The organism is Lysobacter sp. Root916, from assembly GCF_001429785.1.
GTDB lineage: Bacteria > Pseudomonadota > Gammaproteobacteria > Xanthomonadales > Xanthomonadaceae > Lysobacter.
This window is the reverse complement of sequence record NZ_LMJF01000014.1, coordinates 180,531-199,182: the sequence shown is the minus strand read 5'-3', so window position 1 is coordinate 199,182 and position 18,652 is coordinate 180,531. Positions and strand designations below refer to the sequence as shown.

The 18,652-nt window shown below is 70.3% G+C and carries 16 protein-coding genes; 8 read left to right on the top strand and 8 right to left on the bottom strand.

Translation table 11 applies throughout. The features are described from left to right. Positions 1–6 precede the first annotated feature (6 nt). Genes bioH through ASE35_RS15680 form a run of 4 tightly spaced genes read left to right on the top strand, consistent with a single transcriptional unit; the run spans position 7 to position 4,019 of the window. Positions 7–798: a pimeloyl-ACP methyl ester esterase BioH gene (gene bioH, locus ASE35_RS21325; protein ID WP_057164436.1), complete on the top strand. Its 792-nt coding sequence runs from the start codon at positions 7–9 to the stop codon at positions 796–798. A gap of 58 nt (positions 799–856) precedes the next feature. Continuing rightward, the gene (gene bioC, locus ASE35_RS15690; RefSeq protein WP_057164435.1) at positions 857–1,762 is read left to right on the top strand and encodes a malonyl-ACP O-methyltransferase BioC; all 906 of its coding nucleotides are present in this window, start codon (positions 857–859) and stop codon (positions 1,760–1,762) included. A gap of 2 nt (positions 1,763–1,764) precedes the next feature. Further along, positions 1,765–3,030, top strand: coding sequence for a hypothetical protein (locus ASE35_RS15685; RefSeq protein ID WP_057164434.1), 1,266 nt, complete (start codon positions 1,765–1,767; stop codon positions 3,028–3,030). Then, entirely contained in the window at positions 3,027–4,019 is a 993-nt protein-coding gene (locus tag ASE35_RS15680) for a multidrug resistance efflux transporter family protein (RefSeq protein ID WP_056177589.1), read from the top strand. The genes ASE35_RS15685 and ASE35_RS15680 overlap by 4 nt, the downstream gene beginning before the upstream one ends. A gap of 6 nt (positions 4,020–4,025) precedes the next feature. On the opposite strand, the gene ASE35_RS15675 is transcribed toward ASE35_RS15680, so the two are convergent. The 6 genes from ASE35_RS15675 to ASE35_RS15650 all read right to left on the bottom strand — a co-directional run bounded on the left by ASE35_RS15675 (position 4,026) and on the right by ASE35_RS15650 (position 10,034). Then, positions 4,026–5,549, bottom strand: coding sequence for a glycosyltransferase family 39 protein (locus ASE35_RS15675; RefSeq protein ID WP_056177592.1), 1,524 nt, complete (start codon positions 5,547–5,549; stop codon positions 4,026–4,028). A 103-nt stretch (positions 5,550–5,652) separates the two neighbouring features. Continuing rightward, entirely contained in the window at positions 5,653–6,078 is a 426-nt protein-coding gene (locus ASE35_RS15670; RefSeq protein ID WP_057160050.1) for a ketosteroid isomerase-related protein, read from the bottom strand. A 165-nt stretch (positions 6,079–6,243) separates the two neighbouring features. Next, a complete protein-coding gene (locus tag ASE35_RS15665) occupies positions 6,244–6,993 on the bottom strand; it encodes an MHYT domain-containing protein (RefSeq protein ID WP_056177596.1) in 750 nt (249 codons plus the stop codon). A gap of 29 nt (positions 6,994–7,022) precedes the next feature. Further along, positions 7,023–7,790, bottom strand: coding sequence for a hypothetical protein (locus tag ASE35_RS15660; protein ID WP_235570091.1), 768 nt, complete (start codon positions 7,788–7,790; stop codon positions 7,023–7,025). Between the two features lie 222 nt (positions 7,791–8,012). After that, positions 8,013–9,008 (bottom strand): pyridoxal-phosphate dependent enzyme, encoded by a 996-nt coding sequence (locus ASE35_RS15655; RefSeq protein ID WP_056177600.1) that lies wholly within the window; start codon positions 9,006–9,008, stop codon positions 8,013–8,015. 54 nt (positions 9,009–9,062) lie between these two features. Beyond that, positions 9,063–10,034, bottom strand: coding sequence for a DMT family transporter (locus tag ASE35_RS15650; protein ID WP_057164433.1), 972 nt, complete (start codon positions 10,032–10,034; stop codon positions 9,063–9,065). 223 nt (positions 10,035–10,257) lie between these two features. Between ASE35_RS15650 and ASE35_RS15645 the strand changes: the two genes are divergently transcribed. The 3 genes from ASE35_RS15645 to ASE35_RS15635 all read left to right on the top strand — a co-directional run bounded on the left by ASE35_RS15645 (position 10,258) and on the right by ASE35_RS15635 (position 14,738). Beyond that, the gene (locus tag ASE35_RS15645; protein WP_057164432.1) at positions 10,258–10,851 is read left to right on the top strand and encodes a hypothetical protein; all 594 of its coding nucleotides are present in this window, start codon (positions 10,258–10,260) and stop codon (positions 10,849–10,851) included. A gap of 578 nt (positions 10,852–11,429) precedes the next feature. Beyond that, the gene (gene mnmG, locus ASE35_RS15640) at positions 11,430–13,319 is read left to right on the top strand and encodes a tRNA uridine-5-carboxymethylaminomethyl(34) synthesis enzyme MnmG (protein ID WP_057164431.1); all 1,890 of its coding nucleotides are present in this window, start codon (positions 11,430–11,432) and stop codon (positions 13,317–13,319) included. Positions 13,320–13,451: 132 nt separating this feature from the next. Further along, entirely contained in the window at positions 13,452–14,738 is a 1,287-nt protein-coding gene (locus ASE35_RS15635) for a sialidase family protein (protein ID WP_057164430.1), read from the top strand. A gap of 4 nt (positions 14,739–14,742) precedes the next feature. Here ASE35_RS15635 and ASE35_RS15630 read toward each other — a convergent pair whose 3' ends face one another. Beyond that, on the bottom strand, positions 14,743–15,255 hold the full coding sequence (locus ASE35_RS15630) for a GNAT family N-acetyltransferase (RefSeq protein ID WP_200957044.1): 513 nt from the start codon (positions 15,253–15,255) through the stop codon (positions 14,743–14,745). 87 nt (positions 15,256–15,342) lie between these two features. Between ASE35_RS15630 and ASE35_RS15625 the strand changes: the two genes are divergently transcribed. Continuing rightward, on the top strand, positions 15,343–16,170 hold the full coding sequence (locus ASE35_RS15625) for a nucleotidyltransferase domain-containing protein (RefSeq protein ID WP_057164542.1): 828 nt from the start codon (positions 15,343–15,345) through the stop codon (positions 16,168–16,170). Between the two features lie 121 nt (positions 16,171–16,291). On the opposite strand, the gene ASE35_RS15620 is transcribed toward ASE35_RS15625, so the two are convergent. Further along, complete coding sequence (locus ASE35_RS15620) at positions 16,292–18,358, bottom strand: M66 family metalloprotease (RefSeq protein ID WP_082611337.1); 2,067 nt, start codon at positions 18,356–18,358, stop codon at positions 16,292–16,294. Between the last annotated feature and the right edge of the window lie 294 nt (positions 18,359–18,652).

The following is an 18,652-nucleotide window of genomic DNA, read 5'->3' as shown; positions in this document are numbered from 1 at the left end:
CCGCGCATGTACGTGCAGACCCTCGGCAGCGGACCTTCGCTGGCGCTGATCCACGGCTGGGCCATGCACGGCGGCCTGTTCGCGCCGCTGGTCGAGCGCCTGGCCGACGACCACACCCTGCACCTGATCGACCTACCCGGGCACGGCCACGCGCGCGATGACCGTACCGCGCTGGAGCCCGCGTCGCTGGCCGCCGAACTGGTCGCGCGCATTCCCGATGCGGTCTGGCTGGGCTGGTCGCTGGGCGGGCAGTTCGCGCTGCGCGCCGCGCTCGACCATCCGCAGCAGGTGCGCGGCCTGGTGATGATCGCGTCCTCGCCGCGCTTCGTGACCGGCGCCGATTGGCCGCACGGCGTGTCGCCGAACCTGTTCCGCGATTTCGGCGATGCGCTCAAGCGCGATTTCCGCGGCACGCTCGAGGGCTTTCTGGCCCTGGAGGCCTTGGGCTCGGCCAGCGCCCAGGACGAGTTGCGCAAGCTGCGCAGCCAGGCCTTCGAGCGCGGCGAGCCGGCCGAGCACGCCCTGCAGGAAGGCCTGCGCCTGCTCGACGCGATCGACGTGCGCGATCAGTTGCCGAACTTGCGCGTGCCCAGCCTGTGGATCTCCGGCCGACGCGACCGCCTGGTACCGGCGGGCGCGATGCCGGCCGCGGCCGCGCTGGCGCCCGGTGGCCGCAGCGTGGTGCTGGACCGCGCCGGCCACGCACCCTTCCTGAGCGCGGCCGAACAGGTCGCGCAGCTGGTCGACGAATTCGCCGCATCTTTGCCGCCGGCGAACGCCGCCGGCGCATCGCCCTGATCCCCCAGCGCGGACGTCGCGCCCACGACGCACGCGCGCTACCGAAATCGCCTTACCGATGACCGATCTGTTCGACCACCGCCAAGTCCGCCGCGCCTTCTCCCGCGCCGCGCATGGCTACGACGGCGCCGCCGCGCTGCAACGCGAAGTCGGCGCGCGCCTGTCGGAAACCCTGGACTATCTGGAAGACCGCACGCCCGAGCTGGTGGTCGATGTCGGCTGCGGCCCCGGCCATGCCGCGATCGCGATGCAGAAGCGCTGGCCGCGCGCGCAGGTCGTCGCGCTGGATCTGGCCCTGCCGATGCTGCAGGAAACCCGCCACAACGCCGGCGGCGGCCTGCCGCGCTTCCTCGGCGGCGCGCGCCGGCCCGACGCCATTTGCGCCGATGCGCGCGCGCTGCCGCTGCGCGACGCCAGCGTCGATGTGCTGTATTCCAATCTGTGCCTGCAGTGGGTCGAGGACCTGCCGACGGTGTTCGCCGGCTTCCGCCGCGTGCTCAAGCCCGGTGGCCTGTTGTTGGTGTCGACCTTCGGCCCCGACACCTTGTTCGAGCTGCGCGGCGCCTTCGCCGAAGCCGACAACACCCCGCACGTGAGTCTGTTCCCGTCGATCGCGCAGTTCGGCGATGCCTTGATCGCGGCGGGCTTCAAGGACCCGGTGCTGGACCGCGACGAGTTCGTGCTGAGCCACGACGATCTGGGCGGCCTGATGCGCGAACTGCGCACTCTGGGCGCGACCAACGCCATGCGCGAGCGCCGCCGCAGCCTCACCGGCCGCACGCGTTTCGCGCGCGCGGCGCAGGCCTACGAGGCGCTGCGCACTCCCGACGGCCGTCTGCCGGCGACCTGGGAAGTGGTCTATGCCCACGCCTGGGGCCCGCAGCCGGGCACGCCGATCCGCGTCGGCGGCGTCGACGAAGTGCAGGTGCCGGTGGCGAGGATTCCGATCCGGAGACGCGGCTGAGCATGCGCGCGCTGCGCGCCGGCTGGCTGTCGCTGCTGCGCGAGATCCGCTTGGGCAGCCAGCCCGAGGGCGGGCGCAAGACCAGCTTCATCGCGGTCGATCTGCATCCGTTCGCGCCTAGCCTGACGGTCACCTGGTGGCGCACGCCGCGCGCCGAACGTAGCGTCAAACTGCTGGCCGCGAGCTATCTGGAACGCGCCGAGCGCGGCCATCACGAATTGATGCACGTCGTCGAGCTGATCCAGCGCACCCTGCAGGAACGCTGCCTGGATCCGGGCGTGTTCGAAGGCGTGCTCACCGCACCCGCGGGCTCCTTGTTCGATCGTCTGGCCGTCGCCGAAGCCGACGCGGTCGATACACTGCACGCCGCGATGGAGGCGCAGCTGCTGGGCGACAGCGGCCGCTGGGTCGCGATCCATCCTTTGTACCGGATCGTCGGCGCGAGCGTCGATCTGGGATTCGCGAACCTGCGCATCGTGCGGCCCGACGACGAAAGCTATTGGCGTTCGTTGAACGGCGGCCGCGTACTCGCGAATTGGAGCCCGCTGACCGGTCACCTGACCGGCAGCGCGATCGGCTTTCGCGAAGGCCTGTTCCATGCCTGGCTGGTCGGCGAGTACCAAGGCAGCAAGGAAGGCGTGCGCCAGCGCTACAAGCGCGATGCGCAACAGGCGATGGCCGCGGTGTACGCGTTCTGGAGCGAAGACCGCCGCCGTCATCGCGTCGCCCAGGTGGCGCAGGAACACTGTCTGCTGCTGCAGGACGGCCCGCTGCGCAGCGGTTACGAGCTGTCCGGCCTGGGTCGGGTCTATCCCTGCTACGGCGACGAGAACGAGGTCGCCTTGCTGGCGCCGCGCCTGCGCGCCTGGAACCTCGCGCGCGCGGCCTTGTCGGCGGACGCGGCGCAACGGCTCGGCAACGCGCTGTGCTTCGTCAACCTGGCCATGGGCTCGGACGACATCGCCTACTACCTGCATTACTTCATCGCCCTGGACGCGCTGTTCGGCGTGCGCGGCCGGGTCGAGGACAGCATCGTCGAGGGCGTGCGCCGGGTGTCGGCGCTGCCTGCGGCGGCGGACCGGGCCGCCTGGCTGTTCGAGCTGCGCAACGAGCTGGTGCATGGCGGCTCGCGCAACGTGCACGAGTGGCCGCGCTATCCCGATTACCTGCGTCATTTCGATACCGAACCCGAGCGCGATATCGAAGCCATCGTCCTCGACTGCCTGCGTCGCTACCCCGACGCGTACGCGCCTGGAGCGCCGCCATGACCCCACGTCGTCTCGCCCTGGCCGCGGTCGCGATCGCGCTCGCCTCGGCGTTGTTCTTCACTTGCACCTACGTGCTCAACCGCGCCGCCGCGGTCGGCGGCGGGCATTGGGCATGGACGGCGTCGCTGCGCTACCTGATCACCCTGCCGCTGCTGTTGCTGGTGATGCCGGTGCAGGGCGGCGCGGCGCCGGTGTGGCGTGCGATCCGCGCGCATCCGTGGCCGTGGTTGCTGTGGAGCGGCATCGGCTTCGTGCTGTTCTACGTGTGCCTGAGCTGGGCCGCGGCAAGCGGGCCCTCGTGGCTGGTCGCGGGCACCTTTCAGCTCACCGTGATCGCCGGCATGTTGTGCGCGCCGTTCCTGTACCGCGATGCGCGCGCGCGGATTCCGTTGCCGGCGCTGTTGGCCGGTGCGGTGGTGGTGGCCGGCGTGTTGCTGCTGCAGCTCGGACACGGCGGCGGCCAGCTGGATCGCGAAGGCTGGATCGCGCTGATCTGCGTGGCGGTATCGGCCTTCGCCTATCCGCTGGGCAACCGCGGCCTGCTATTGCATCTGGAGCGCAGCGGGACCGAATTGAACGCGACCCAGCGCGTGTTCGGCATGACCCTGGCCAGCCAGCCGCTGTGGATCGCGGTCGCGGTGTACGCCTTCGCGCAGGCCGGCGTGCCTTCGGCCGGGCAACTGTGGCTGGCCGGCGGCGTGGCGCTGGGTGCAGGCGTGATCGCGACCGTGCTGTTCTTCCAGGCCACCGGCATGGTCCGCAACGACCCGACCGCATTGGCCGCGGCCGAGGCGATGCAGGCGGCGGAGATTTTGTTCGCGACCCTGATCGGCGCGCTCTGGCTGGGCGAAGCCTGGCCGCAGGGGCGTAGCCTGCTCGGCGCGGCCATCGTGGTGGTCGGCATCGTCGCTTTCAGCCTGGTCGCGGCGCGCGCGGCGGCCGGCGACGATCACCGCACCAAGGAAATGCGCAGCGACCGCGGCGCCTGAGCCGGGTCAGCGCATCGCGTCGCCCGGCCGCGCCAGACGCGGCGCGAACTCGACCTGGAAGATCACCCGGCGCTCGAAGGGCGCGCCCAGCGCGCTCGCGCGATAGCCGAGCGTGGCCACGCGCGCGCGCAACCGCGGCCACATCGTTTGTTTGCAGACCCAGACCGTACCGGGCTCGTGCTCGGCCAGCTCCTGCGCCAGCGATTCGTCGAACTCGGGATTGAAGCGTGCGCCCGGCGCCGGCTCCAGCGAGACCTTCTCGATCTCGGCATCCAGATGCAGGTGCAGGCCGTAGCGCGCCATGTCTTCGACGAACACCACCTCGCGCACCGGACCGGGCGCGCGCGTGCGGATCGCCTCGGCCCAGGCCGACGCGTCCTTGTGGGTGGGCCAATAGACCGTGGCCAGCTTGAGCGCCAGCAGCACCGCGACCAGTGCCGCCAGCCATGGCCAGGTCGGCAGGCCGCGGCCTTCGTCCTGGCGCTGCCGCGCCGCGATCACCGCCAACGGCAGGAACAGCGGCAGCAGGTACAGCGGCATGCGCGACTGCGCCAGGCAGAACACCAGCAGCGGCAGCCACAGCCACAAGGCCAGCAGCAGCGCCGGCGCCTCGCTCAGGCGCGCGGCGCGATCGCGCCAACGCCCGGCCCGCGCGGGCAGCGCGCGCGCCCAGCGCCACAGCGCCGGCGTCCACGGCAGGGTGCCCAGCAGCAGCGTGGGCAGGTAGATCTCCAGCCAGCCGTACCACTCGCCGTGGCGGCCGAATTCGTTGGTGGTGACGCGGTTCACCACCTCGTCGCCGATGAAGTACTTGAACAGGCCCGGATGATTGGCGATCACCGCCGCGTACCAGGGCAGCGCCAGCAGCACGAACAGCGCCAGGCCCGACCACTGCAGGATCCGATACCCGCCCGGCGCGAGCAGATTGAAAGCCAGGATCGGCAGCAGCAGGAGCAGCGCCGGCGGGCCCTTGCACAGGAAGCCCAGCGCGAAGCCGATCCACATCAAGGCGATCCAGCCGCGCGCGCGCAGGCGTTCGCGCGCGGCTTCGGCCTGCGCCGGCCCGAAGCGCGCCTCCACATAGGCCCACATCGCCAACCCGGTGCAGGCCGACAACAGGTAATCGGTGGTGATCAGCTGCGAAGCGCCGACGGTGAACGGCAGGGTCGCGTAGATCGTCGCGGCCTGCGCCTGCGCGCCCGGCGCGAGCCGGCGCGCGACGCGCCAGGCCAGCCACACGCTGAGCAGATAGGCCAGCGCCGCCGGCAGCCGCGCCGCCCAGGTGTGATGGCCGAACACCGCCACGCTGGACGCGATCGCCCAGTAGGTCAGCGGCGGCTTGGTCCAATGCGCGACTTCATGACTGCGGCGCGGATTGATCCAGTCGCCGGTGTCGAGCATGTTCAGGGCGACGTTGGTGTAGCGGCCTTCGTCGGGGTCCCAGATGCCGCGACTGCCCAGAAAGCACAGCGCCAGCGCCAAGGCCAGCGCGGCGATCCAGTAGGCGGGCGTACGCGGGAGTCTGAGCATCGGGGCCGTGCGGCGGTCGGGCGCCGCGACAGCCTAGCGGAGCGGATGTTACGCGTCGGTCGCGTCGCCGCGCCGATGCGCGGCGGTTGCGCCGCGGCCGCGCTCAGCTGACCTGGGCGATCCAGTCCTGCAGGTTGTAGTAGTTGCTCACGCGCTGGATGCGGCCGTCGCGCAGCTCGAAGAACGCGCCGCCGGGCAGCACGTATTTCTGCCCGCGCGCTTCCGGCAGGCCGGCGTCGCTGGCCAGGTACTGACCGTGGACCACGTACTCGGCCGCCGCGCGGCTGCCGTCGGGCGAGACCAGCACCACGATGTCGTGCAGCTGCTCGCGGTAGCTGGCCTGCATGCGCTGCAGGAACTGAGCGAATGCGGCGCGCCCGTTTTCGCGCGGGCCCTGGTTGAGGTCGTGGGCGACGTCGTCGGACAGCAGGACGAGCATGCCGTCCCAATCGCCGCGGTTGAAGGCGGCGTAATAGGCCAACACCACCTCGGTGGCACGGTCGTGGCTGCGGGTACCGTCTATCTTCATCGGGGGCCTGGCTGCATCGGTATGCGGGACGCGGCGATGATACCGGCGTCGCGCTCAGGCCGCGTGAGCGCGGTCGAAAAACGCGAGCGCGCCCGCGCCGCATGCGCCAAAACGAAGGGCCCGCATCGGCGGGCCCTTCGCGCTACCGCGTTACGGAAGGTGCGGTCAGATCTGCACCATCGCGCGCTGACGCTGGCGCAGCATGCTCAGGGTCAGCACCGTGGCCAGCAGCAGGGTGGTCACGGCGAAGATGCCCATGCCCAGATTGGCGCCGCTGATGCCGCCGGCCAGCGCGGCCGCGCCGGCCTGATTGGGCGCGAAGCTGGCCGCGAGCATGCCGGTGTAGTGCATGCCGCACACCGCCACGCCCATCACCAGCGCGCTGCCCAGCATCTGCAGCCAGCCGCGCAGGTTGAAGGCCAGCCACAGGGCCACGATCGAGGCCACGATCGCGATCGCCGCCGAGGCCGACACCAGGGTGCCGTCGTAGTGGATGTCGGCCGGCATGCGCATCGCCGCCATGCCGCTGTAGTGCATGCCGGTCACACCCAGGCCCATGAACACGCCGGCGATCACCAGCTTGCCCCAGCCGAACACGCCCGCGCTGGCGATCGCCAGGCCGGCCATGCACGAGAGGATCGCGATCACCGCCGAGGCGATGGTGATGGTGAGGTCGTAGGTCACCGGGATCTGCATCTGGCAGGCCAGCATGGCGATGAAGTGCATCGCCCAGATCGCGCCGCCGCCCATCGCCGCGCCGGCGGCGAAGATCGCGCGCCAGCGCGCCGCGCCGCGCGCGGCCGGGATCGCGATCGCGAGCTGCAGGGCGGTGAACGAGCCCAGCACCGAAACCAGGTAAGAAAGCACGACCAGCAGCGGGTCGTGGATGCATTGAATGGCGTGATCGTGCGGCATTGGTAGTCCCCCGTGGTGGTTGGCCTGACTCAGGCGTGGAACTCGAAGCAGCAAGTCTCCGCGCCGGTGTTGCGACAATGGCTTTCGACGACGCGCACCCCTTCGGTGCCGTGGGGTCCGCCGAGCAGGCCGCCGAGCATGCCGCGCAGGAAATGGCAGGAAGCGCCGTGTTCGCCGCGATGGCAGAAGGGACTGTTCTTGACCCGCAGGGTGTCCTCGTGGAGTTCGGCCTGGACCAACTGGCGCATCGCCGGCAGGGCGATGTGGCGCACCGCGTCGGCCAGGGCGAGGTGGCCGCCCAGGGAGTAGTCGCGCTTGTAGACCCATGTGCCCACGCGCTGGCCGATGTAACGCAGCGTCGCCTCGCGCTGCGACGGCGGCAGGTCGTGTTCCAGCGCCAACAGCTGGATGAAGATGTTGGGGTAGTCGCGCGCCAGCTGCGGCAGCAGAGATTCGACCCGGCGCGTGTCCATCGCGGTGGCGGCCTCGTCGGACGCGGTCGCGGGCTTGAGCGTCGCTCCGCCGTTGGCCTTGGGCGCGGCCGGTGCGGGCGCAGGCGCGCTGACGGTATTGGCGACGCTGGCGTCGACCGGCGAGGCTTCGAAACTATTGACCAGGTGATGGGTGCCCAGACGCTCTTCGAGCATCAGCAGCCCGTTCTCCGGGCCGCGCACCACCATGGTCAGCACCACGCCTTCCTCGCTGTTGACCATGCGCTGACGCAACAGGGTGAACCCCGCCGCGATCACGGTCTGGCCCAGGGCCAGCAACAGCCCGTCGCGGCGGTCTGCGACCACCCGAAACTCGACATCCACCATCAGCCACCCCTTCGGCTAAACGTTGTTCAGTGCTTGAACGAAATGGTCGGATCTCGTCGCGCACCGGCGTAAGTGAATCAACGCCGTGGGGTGCGCTGCGTAGCTCAGCGTGCCAGTGGCATGCGCAAAAAAATGATAGAGGTGTCACAAATAAAACACGTCGCATCGCCGTCGATGCGGCGGCTTCCACCGCCGATGTATTCAGCGCGCGAACAAAGTCGCCAACGCATCCGCATCGACGTTGCCGCCGGACAGGATCACGCCGACTTTTTTTCCGGCGAAAAGCGAACGATTAGCGAATACCGCGGCTATTGCGACCGCAGCGGAGGGTTCCAGCACTTGTTTTGCGCGTTGCAGGAACAGGCGCATCGCGGCCACGGTGTCGGCGTCGTCGACCACCAGGGCCTCGACAGCATAGCGCTGCAAAAGCGCGAAATTAGGCGCGCCCAACGTGCCTCTCAATCCGTCGCAAATCGTGTCCGGTACGAACTGCGTAATACGTTTACCCGCTTGCAGCGAAGCGTGGGTCTCGGCGGCGCCGGCCGGTTCGGCCACGAACAGGCGCGTGGCCGGCGACACCGCCGCGCTCGCGATCGCGGTGCCGCTGGCCAGGCCGCCGCCGCCGACCGGCGCGATCAAGGCGTCCAGCGCGGGCGTCGCCGCCAACAATTCCAAAGCGGCCGTGCCTTGGCCGGCGATCACGCGCGCGTCGGTGTAGGGATGGACCAGCTCGGCGCCGGTCTCGGCCTGCACCTGCGCGCACTTGGCCTCGCGCGCGTCGATGCTCGGCGCGCAACGGTGCAAGGTGGCGCCGTAGGCTTCGATCGCGGCCAGCTTGGCCGCCACCGCGCCCTCGGGCACGACCACGTGGCAGGCGATGCCGCGGGTGCGCGCGGCCAGCGCCAGCGCGGCGCCATGATTGCCGGAGGAATGGGTGACCACGCCGTGCGCGGCTTCGGCCTCGGACAAGGACCACACCGCATTGCAGGCGCCGCGGAACTTGAAGGCGCCGATGCGCTGCAGGTGCTCGGCCTTGAAGTAGAGCTCGCAGCCGGCCAGGGCGTCGATCGAACGCGAGCGCAGCACCGGCGTGGTGTGCGCATGCGGGGCGATGCGCGCGGCCGCGGCCAGCACGTCGCGGAAACCGGGCAGGTCGGTGGCGGGCGCGGAGGGGTCGTTCGGGGGAAGTTCGCTCATCGTCGCGAGACTAGCGCACCCGCGCCACCGCGCTCCATGCCGGCGCGACGGCGTTCATGCGTTTTCGCTGGTGGGCGCGCGCCGCCCGAGCAGGCTGACCGCGGCCGAACCGGCCACCACCAAGGCCGCGCCGACCCAGCCCAGGCTCGAGATCCGTTCCGGCGCCAGCATCTGCGGCCAGAACGCGTGCACCACCGTCACCGCCACGATGCACAGCAAGGGCGTGGTCGCCAGGATCGCCGACACCCGCGAGGCTTCCCAGTGCGCCAGCGCCTCGGCGAAGGCGCCGTAAGCGCCGACGGTGTTGAGCGCGCAGTAGGCCAGCATCGCCCAGTGGAAACCGTCCAGCGCCAACAGCGCGGACGGACGCGCGAACGGCAGCAGCAGCACGCTGGCGGCGACATAGATGAAGAGCAGGATCTGCATCGATCCCAACTTCATCAGCAACTGCTTCTGCAGCAGCGCGTAGGCCGCCCACACCACCGCGCCGGCGATCACGAAGGCCGAGCCCAGCAGGTAGTCGCCGCTGTGCGCCGCGCTTGCGCTGGCCGCTTCCTGGGCCCAGGCATGGACCAGCTGGTCGCGGAAGAACAGGCTCAGCCCGATCAACAGCAGGGCCAGGCCCAGCCATTGCGCGGCGCGGAAGCGTTCGCCGAACACCCAGATCCCGCCCAGGGTCATCAGCAGCGGCGCCAGCTGGATCAGCAGTTGGGCGTTGGCCGGCGAGGTGTACTGCACGCCCAACAGGTACAGCACGTAGTTGCCGACCAGCATCAGCGCGGCCACCGCCAGCAGGGTCCAGCCGCGCCGGCCCAGGGCGCGGTAACCGCCCAGGCGCCCGCGCAGGCCCAGCCAGGCGCCGGTCACGCCGGCCGCGACCAGGAACCGGAACCAGGTCAGGGTGATCGGGTCCAGCGCCTCCAGCACGATCTTCAGCGCGATCGGCAGGGTCGCCCAGCAGGCCGCGGTGAGCAGGGTCAGCAACAGGCCCAGCCGCCAATGGCCGGAGGTGCGGTGCAGGGTCATGGGGGCTCGCGAACGGGGGGGCGGGGCGCCTGCGCGCGGCCGCGGACCGGCATGCTGGCACCGGTGCGCCGGCCCGGCAATTGCGCAAGCGGTCGGTTAGGGCGGCGACACTGGTAGCGCGGACCTGAACCGGTCAGGATGGGGTTTCCGGCCACCCGCCGAGTTAAGCCCGAGTTCAATGCCCCGGGCCGAAGCTGGCGGCACACCCTGGGGGGTTCCAGCCATGATTCGCAAACTGATCCTGCCCGTCGTAGCCGCCGTCCTGCTGGCCGGTTGCTATCCCGATTACGTGTATCGCGACGGCGCGCGCGGCGACTATTACTACGGTCAGCCGAGCACCGAGTACCGCTATTACGGTTCTTACGGCGGCTCCTACGGCGGCTATTACCCGTACGGCGAGGCGTACCGCTTCGGCTACCGCTACGGCGGCTATCCGTATCCTTATAGCTACGGCTACCGACCGGGCTACGGTTACGGCTACCCGGGCTATTACCCCGGTTATCCGGGCTACGGCTACCCGGGCTATCACCGTCCGCACCGCCCGCGTCCGCCGGTGGTGGTCAATCCGGGCCAGCCGCCGACCAATCCGCCGCCGCCGGGCCGTCCGGACAACGATCGCTCGCCGTGGCGCAACCTGGACGGCATCCGCCGCCAGCATGCCGACGGCGGCCGTCCGCCGACCCACGTGCCCTCGCAGCCGATGCCTCGGGTCTACAACAACCCGCCGCCGCGCCGCGACGGCGGCTCGCCGATGCAGCAGACCATCCGCCGCGCGATCGAGAGCCGCGACAGCCGTCCGGCCACGCACGAGCAGTGAGACCGGGCCAGGGGCGGCGCTGAACGCAGCGCCGCTCCCGCACCGCCGCTTTCCACGGGTGCGGCTTCCGCAAGCGCGGCTTTCCACAAGCGAGTTTCCGGTCACACCCCAGGGTCTTGCATCGGGACCGGACTGACCGCAATCTACGGGTATTGACCGGCTGCGTCGCATTTGGACGTAGTCGGTAAGACAGCCTGACTATGTCGGCGCCCGGCGAGGAATCACGGATCCCCCCTGTTCCGTCCCCGTCGGGCGTCGGCGCCTTCTACGAGGCGACGCGCAAGACGCGGCGTCCCGCGCGCAAGCCGCGCCAGACCGGCCTCAGATCGATGGATCGCGCGTATCGCGCAGCGGAATCGGGAAAAAAATAAGGGGCCGAATGTCCCCCGACATTCGGCCCCCTGCTTCCCCCGCGAGCGCTTGGCCAGCCCCTGTTCCAATTCCGACCGGCGTCTAGCGCCTGCCCCGCTGGGTGCAAGAGTAATGACGCAGGAACCGTGCCAAGTTTCCGTGCCCGGGCGCCCCGCGCCGGCATGCCCTAAAATTCCGCCCGCCGCCCCGCGGCGCCGGACCCTGCGATGACCGACTCTTTCTACCAATACGATGTGATCGTGGTCGGCGGCGGCCACGCCGGCACCGAAGCCGCGCTGGCTTCGGCGCGTGCCGGTGCGCGCACCCTGCTGCTCACCCATTCGGTCGAGACCGTCGGCGCGATGAGCTGCAACCCCGCCATCGGCGGCATCGGCAAGGGCCACCTGGTCAAGGAGATCGATGCCATGGGCGGGATCATGGCGCGCGCCGCCGACGCCGCCGGCATCCAGTGGCGACGCCTCAACGCCAGCAAGGGCCCGGCCGTGCGGGCGACGCGCTGCCAGGCCGATCGCGGTCTGTATCGCAGCTTCATCCGGCGCGCGGTCGAAGCGCAGCCGAACCTGACCCTGTTCCAGGCCGCGGTCGACGACATCGAATTCGCCGACGGCCGCGTCAGCGGCGTGCTCACCCAGACCGGGCTGCGCTTCCAGGCGCGCGCGGTGGTGCTGACCGCCGGCACCTTCCTGGCCGGCAAGGTCCATGTCGGCCAGACCACCTACGCCGCCGGCCGCGCCGGCGACCCGCCCGCGACCGCGCTGGCCGCGCGTCTGCGCGAAGGCCCGTTCGTGGTCGACCGGCTCAAGACCGGCACGCCGCCGCGCATCGACGGGCGCACGCTCGACTACTCGGTGATGGAGGAGCAGCCCGGCGACGATCCGCGCCCGGTGATGTCCTTCCTCGGCAGCCGCGACGACCATCCGCGTCAGGTCTCGTGCTGGATCACCCACACCTCCGAGCAGACCCACGACCTCATCCGCGGCGCGCTCGACCGCTCGCCGCTGTACACCGGCCAGATCGAAGGCACCGGCCCGCGCTACTGCCCGTCGATCGAGGACAAGGTGGTGCGCTTCGCCGAGAAGGCCAGCCACCAGATCTTCGTCGAGCCTGAAGGCCTGGATGTGGCCGAGATCTATCCCAACGGCATCTCGACCTCGCTGCCGTTCGACGTGCAGCTGGCGCTGGTGCGCTCGATCCGCGGCTTCGAGCGCGCCCACATCACCCGCGCCGGCTACGCGATCGAGTACGACTACTTCGACCCGCGCGGCCTCAAGACCACGCTGGAGACCAAGGCCGTGGCCGGCCTGTACTTCGCCGGCCAGATCAACGGCACCACCGGTTACGAGGAGGCCGCCGCGCAGGGCCTGCTGGCCGGCGCCAACGCCGCGCGCCACGCGCACGGCCTGGACGGCTGGAGCCCGCGCCGCGACCAGGCCTACCTGGGCGTGCTGGTCGACGACCTGATCACCCACGGCACCAGCGAGCCCTATCGCATGTTCACCTCGCGCGCCGAGTACCGGCTGCAACTTCGCGAGGACAATGCCGACCTGCGCCTGACCGAAACCGGCCGCGAACTGGGCCTGGTCGACGACGCGCGCTGGGCCGCGTTCGCGCGCAAGCGCGAAGCGATCGAGCGCGAGAGCGCGCGCCTGGCCGCGGTCTGGGCCGCGCCCGGCAACGCCCTGGGCCGCGAAGTGGCGCAGACGCTGGGCATCGAACTCACGCGCGAAACCAGCGCGCTGGACCTGATCAAGCGCCCCGAGCTGGACTACGCGAAGCTGACGAGCGTGCCCTCGCTGGGCCCGGCGGTGGCCGATGCCGCGGTGGCCGAGCAGGTCGAGATCGGCGTCAAGTACGCCGGCTACCTGGAACGCCAGCGCGAAGAGATCGCGCGCCAGCAGCGCAACGAAGACACCGCGATTCCCGACGGTTTCGATTACGCCGGCGTGCACGGCCTGTCGGCCGAGGTCCAGCAGAAACTGGAGCGCGTGCGTCCGCAAACCGTCGGTCAGGCCCAGCGCATTCCGGGCATGACCCCGGCGGCGATCTCGCTACTGCTGGTGCACCTGACCCGCGCGCGCCGCGCGCGCGTGGCCTGAGACGCGGCGCGCTCGCCGCGCACCCACCCGCCCGCCCGCTCGCCCGTAGGATGCGGTGAGCCATAGGCGAACCGCATCGTCGCGTAACACCACGACCGCCCTCGCGGCCTCGGGCTGGATTACCCTTCCGCCATGAAGCCCCGCCCGATTCTCGCGATCGCACTGATCCTGGCCGGCAGCGCCTGCGGGCGCGGTGACGCGCCGCCCCCCGTTGCAGCCGAGGCCCCCGCATCGGCGCCGGCCCTGCGCCTAAGCGCCAGCGCCTGGGCGCTGCCCGTGGACACCGCTGCCGCGCAACCCGATCTGGTCGCCGGCGCGGACGGCCGCTTGCTGCTGTCGTGGATCGAGTCGCATGACGGCGAACATCGCCTGCGGCTGGCGCAATCGAGCGATGCCGGCCACGCGGCCTGGTCGGCGCCGGTGCAGGTCGCCGCCGGCCGCGACTGGTTCGTCAACTGGGCCGACACCCCGCACGTCATGGCCACCGCCGACGGCGCGTTATGGGCGCATTGGCTGCGCAAGTCCGCGAGCGCGCCCTATGCCTACGACGTCGCACTGGCGCGTTCGGCCGACGATGGCGCGACCTGGTCCGCGCCCGTGCTGGTCAACAACGACGGCACTTCGACCGAGCACGGCTTCGTGTCGCTGTGGCCGGCCGCGGAGGATCGCCTCGGCATCGCCTGGCTGGACGGCCGCCACAATGCGGCTGCGTCCACCGACGCGCATGCCGGCCACGAGGACCATGGCGGCACGATGAGCCTGCGCAGCGCGATCGTCGATGCCGAGCTGCGGCGCAGCGACGAGGTCGAGTTGGACCGCAGGACCTGCGACTGCTGCCAGACCGATGTCGCGCTGACCGAGGGCGGCACCTTGCTGGTCTATCGCGATCGCTCGGTCGAAGAGCTGCGCGACATCGCGGCAGTACGGCGCGGGCCGGGAGGGTGGGGCGCGGCGCGCATGGTGCACCCGGATCGTTGGACCATGCCGGCCTGTCCGGTCAACGGCCCGGCCGTGGCCGCGCGCGGATCGCGCGCGGTGGTGGCCTGGTACACCGCGGCCGGCGACACCCCCACGCTCAAGCTCGCGCGCAGCGAGGACGCCGGCGACTCCTACGCCGCGCCGCGCGTGCTCGATCAGGGCGCGCAGGTGCAGGGCCGCGTCGATGTCGCCATAGCCGCGGACGCGGTGTGGGTGCTGTGGCTGCGCGAAGACGCGCAGGGCCAATCGCTGCAGCTCGCGCGCTACGCCGCCGACCTGTCCGGCGAACCGCAACGTCTGGAGCTCGCGCGCCTGCAAGGACGCGGCCGCGCCACCGGTTTTCCGCAGCTGGCCCTGTCCGGTGCCGCGGCCTACGCGGTGTGGACCGACGTGGCCGACGGCCGCCCGCGTCTGCATGGCGCGCGCATCGTCGCGCGCTGAGCGCTCAGGCCTCGGTGGAGTACAGCAGCAGTTCTTCGGCGTCTTCGCTCAGCCGCATCCGGCGCTGGTAGCGCAGGCCGATCTTCTCCAGCACGCGGGTGGAGGCTTCGTTGCCGGGCGAGACGATGGCCAGCACGCGCGGCAGTCGCAAAGGTTCGCGCGCATGCGCGATCACCGCCGTGCAGGCCTCGACCGCGTAACCCTGGCCGCGGTACTGCGGCAGGAAGGCGTAGCCGATGTCCGCATCGGGCAGGGTGTCGCGCTGCAACAGCCCGCTCAAGCCTAGACGTTCGCCGCTGACCTTGTCGCGCACCAGCCACAAGCCGAAGCCGTGCTTGGCGTAGCTGGCGGCCGGCCCGTTGGCGATGTAGCGCAAGGCGTCGGCGTGATCGCGTACGCCGCGATCGCCGATGTTGGCCAGGAAGGCCGGGTCGTTGAGCAGTTCGACGATGAAGTCCGCATCCGGCGGCGCCAGTTCGTCCAGCGTCAGGCGTTGCGTTTCGATCACGGTGGTCACGCGTTGCGGTCCTCGAAGTATTTGGCCGATGCCGGCAGTGTCGCCGCTGGACTAAGCTTGATGCCAGTGCAGGCGGCCCGCAATTCGATGACCGACGTCCCCGATTCCGACATCCATCCGATCGCGCCGGAGCAACGCGCGGCGGTGCTGGCTGCCCTGGACGGCATCGAGCGCGATCACGATGTGCGCATCGTGTTCGCCTGCGAGTCCGGCAGCCGCGGCTGGGGCTTCTCTTCGCCCGACAGCGACTACGACGCGCGCTTCGTCTATGTGCACCGGCGCGACTGGTACCTCAGCGTCAACGAGCGCACCGGGCCGGGCGAGCCGCAGCGCGACGTGATCGAACTGCCGATCGACGACGAGCTCGACGTCAGCGGCTGGGACCTGCGCAAGGCGCTGCGCTTGCTGTCGAAGTCGAATCCGACCTTGCTGGAGTGGCTGCGCTCGCCTGTCGTCTATCGGCAGGACGAACGCTTGGTCGCCGGACTGCGCGAACTGGTGGACCGCAACTATTCGCCCATTGCCACTTGGCACCACTACCACCGCATGGCGCGCGGCAACTTCCGCGGCTACCTGCGTGGCGAGCGAGTACGGACCAAGAAGTATTTGTATGTGCTGCGGCCGATATTGGCCTGCCTGTGGATCGAACAAGCTTCCGGTCCGCCGCCAATGGCCTTCGAGCGGCTACTCGACCGCCTGTTGCCCGACGGACCGCTGCGAGTCGCGATCGACGCTTTGCTGGTTAAGAAGCGCAGCGCCAAGGAAGTCGAGGATGGACCGCGCGTGCCCGAGATCAGCGAATTCATCGAAGCCCAGTTGCGGCGTATGGAACAGTCGCCGCCGACGCTGACGCCCGGCCGCGGCCAGGGCGAGCAACTCGACGAATTCTTCAGGCGCGCCATAGCGCCCGCCTGACCGCGCGCCAGTCGTAAGCTTTTAGCGGCCGAGGTTCATCGTGCCCAACCTGGGCGCCGGCTCTGCCATCGATTCGAGCAGGCTTCGATAAGCGAAGACGCCACCGCCACGCCGCGCGAGATCAGCGCCGCAGCATGCGAGGCAGGGTCTGGCGCATATCGAACCGAGGCGGCTGCGGCGGAGCGGCCCCGTCCGGCCGCGCGCTGGCGCACAGCGGCGCCGGCAATGCCGAACGCGGCGCGGCGATCGTCGCCAGTTCGGTGCATGCGCCTTCGGCGCCGCGCACGCCTGCGGTTTGCGCGCGCATCGCGACGGGCACGCCTGGCGCGGCCGGTACGCCGCCGGTGGCGTGCGGCGTGTCGCCCAATTCGATGTGCTCGCGGGTGGCAAGTACGGCCGGGTTGGCCGGCAGGCCTTCCCAGGCGCGCGGCGTATCCAGCAGCTCGATCTTGCGCAGCATCACCTCGCCGGGAACATTGATCGCCCAGGTGCGGAAGCTCGCGCCGTTTTTGGGATCGCTCGCGTTCGCGGGCGGCGCCGTCATCGGGCCCCACCAGGAGCGAAAGCCGCCTTGCAGCAATACGTGACGCACGCTGCCGTCGACGTAAGTCAGACGCAGGCTGTAGTCGCAGCCGCTGGCGTGGCAATACCAGGGCACCGGCCCGGTGTTGGGCACGATGCTGGCGCGTTGCGCCGCATCGGTGGGGTCGATCGTACGCAGCAGGTTGCCGCGGTGGCTCAGCACCGGATAGATCTGCGAGACCTGGGGCGTGCCGGCCAGGCTGTAGGAGATCGCGATGGCGTGCACTGGCACGTCGCGCCGCAGAGGCAGCCCGCCGTCCAGGCCGTACAGACCCTTGTCGGTGGTGGTCCGGTCGACGTTGACCCAACGCCGGTCCAGGCTATCCCAACGCTTGTAACCGCCGGGGAAGGCGGCATCGGCGACGATGCTGCCGCCGTCGTACACGCGCCGGCCCTGGTCGTCGTTGCGGGCGACGCCTTCGAAATGCCGTTGCATCATGGCGGTGCTGTAGTCGGAGAAGGTGGCGAAGCGATAGCCGGCCGCCTCGTCTCCGGAGCCGCTCTGCATCGGGTCTTGCTTGATGCAGCGCCCCTGGGCGTCGAGCTGGCGCGGCGTGCCGGCGAAGGTATCGCCGCGGCAGGTGCTGTAGCGCGACGCGGTGGTCGGCACGAACGGCGCCAGGAACTGCTTGCGCGTGCTGTCGTAACCCCAGACCGATCCGTTGAGGCTGCCGGCCAGATACGGATAGCGGCCGCCCTTGTAGCCGTCGTCCTGATGCGGCAGGCCCATGGCGTGGCCCTGCTCGTGCACGAAGATCCCGCGGTAGTTGTGATCGCCGACGCCGGTATCGCCGCCGACCGTGCCCAGGCCGCCGCCGGGGCTGCGGTACACGCGGTTGGCGTCGAACATGATCAAGGGCGCGTAGTACTGCACCGGACCATTGCCTTCGCCGTTGGCGTCGAGCAGGCCGCCCAGCACGTCGAGCACCGCGCCCATCAACTCGTAACCGGCTTGTTCCTCGTTGGTGTTGTGGGCGACGTAGGCCGGCCGGCCGCCGGCGGGCCCGACCACCAGGATCGGCCATTGCGCGAGCCGCGCGGGATGGTTCTGCGCGACCACGCTGGCGACCGGCCACTTGGCGTAGAGCTCGTCGACCGTGGCCGCATTGGGCACCGCGGTGGTGCTGAGCGGGATCGAATTGAGTTCGTTGGCGCCGAACAGGTAGAAGGGCAGCACGCGCAGGGTGACCGGGCTGTCGGCGCCGATCGACGGCGAGCGGAACCCGCCGGCGCTGTAATTGTCGGCGCTCGCGCGCAATTGCAGGCCCGGTGCCAGCCACGACGCCGGCAGCGTGGCGCTAAGCGTGCCGTAGGGGTGGGCGGGGCCCGCGGCTTCGGTCGGCGGCGTCGCGCCGCTCAGCGCGATCGAGCCCAACTGCTGGCCGCCGCGCCAGGCTTCGATCCTCGGATTGACGGCGTTGTCCGCCGCCAACTTGACCAGCACCAGCGCTTCGCGATTGCCGATCGCATGCAGTTCTTCCTTGGCGTTGGCCAGGCTCCATTGCAGGCCCGCTTCGGGCATGACGTGGGTCTGCGCCAGGTGCAGCTGCACAATCTCCAGGGGCGTGGCGAAGGGCTGCGCTTGCGGCGCGTTGGGCGTCGCCATCGACATGCCGGTGGCCGCAGCGGCGCCCGTCGCGGCCGTTTCCCCTGAGCTAGCGCCCTCCTGTTGCGCCCCGGGCGTGCAGGCGATCAGGCATAGCGTGGCCGTCAAAGCGGCGGCGAGTCGATGAATGCGCATGGGGTCCCGGATCGGCTGAAGGGCGGCCGTTGCGCCGCGCGCAAATCTTGGGCCCTGCGGGCATGCAAAGCGATGGCAGCGGCGGTCGCGGCCACTGTTTGGCTGTGATGCAGTTCGCGAATCGAGCGCAAGCAGGCTCGGCGCGAAGCGCGACGAATC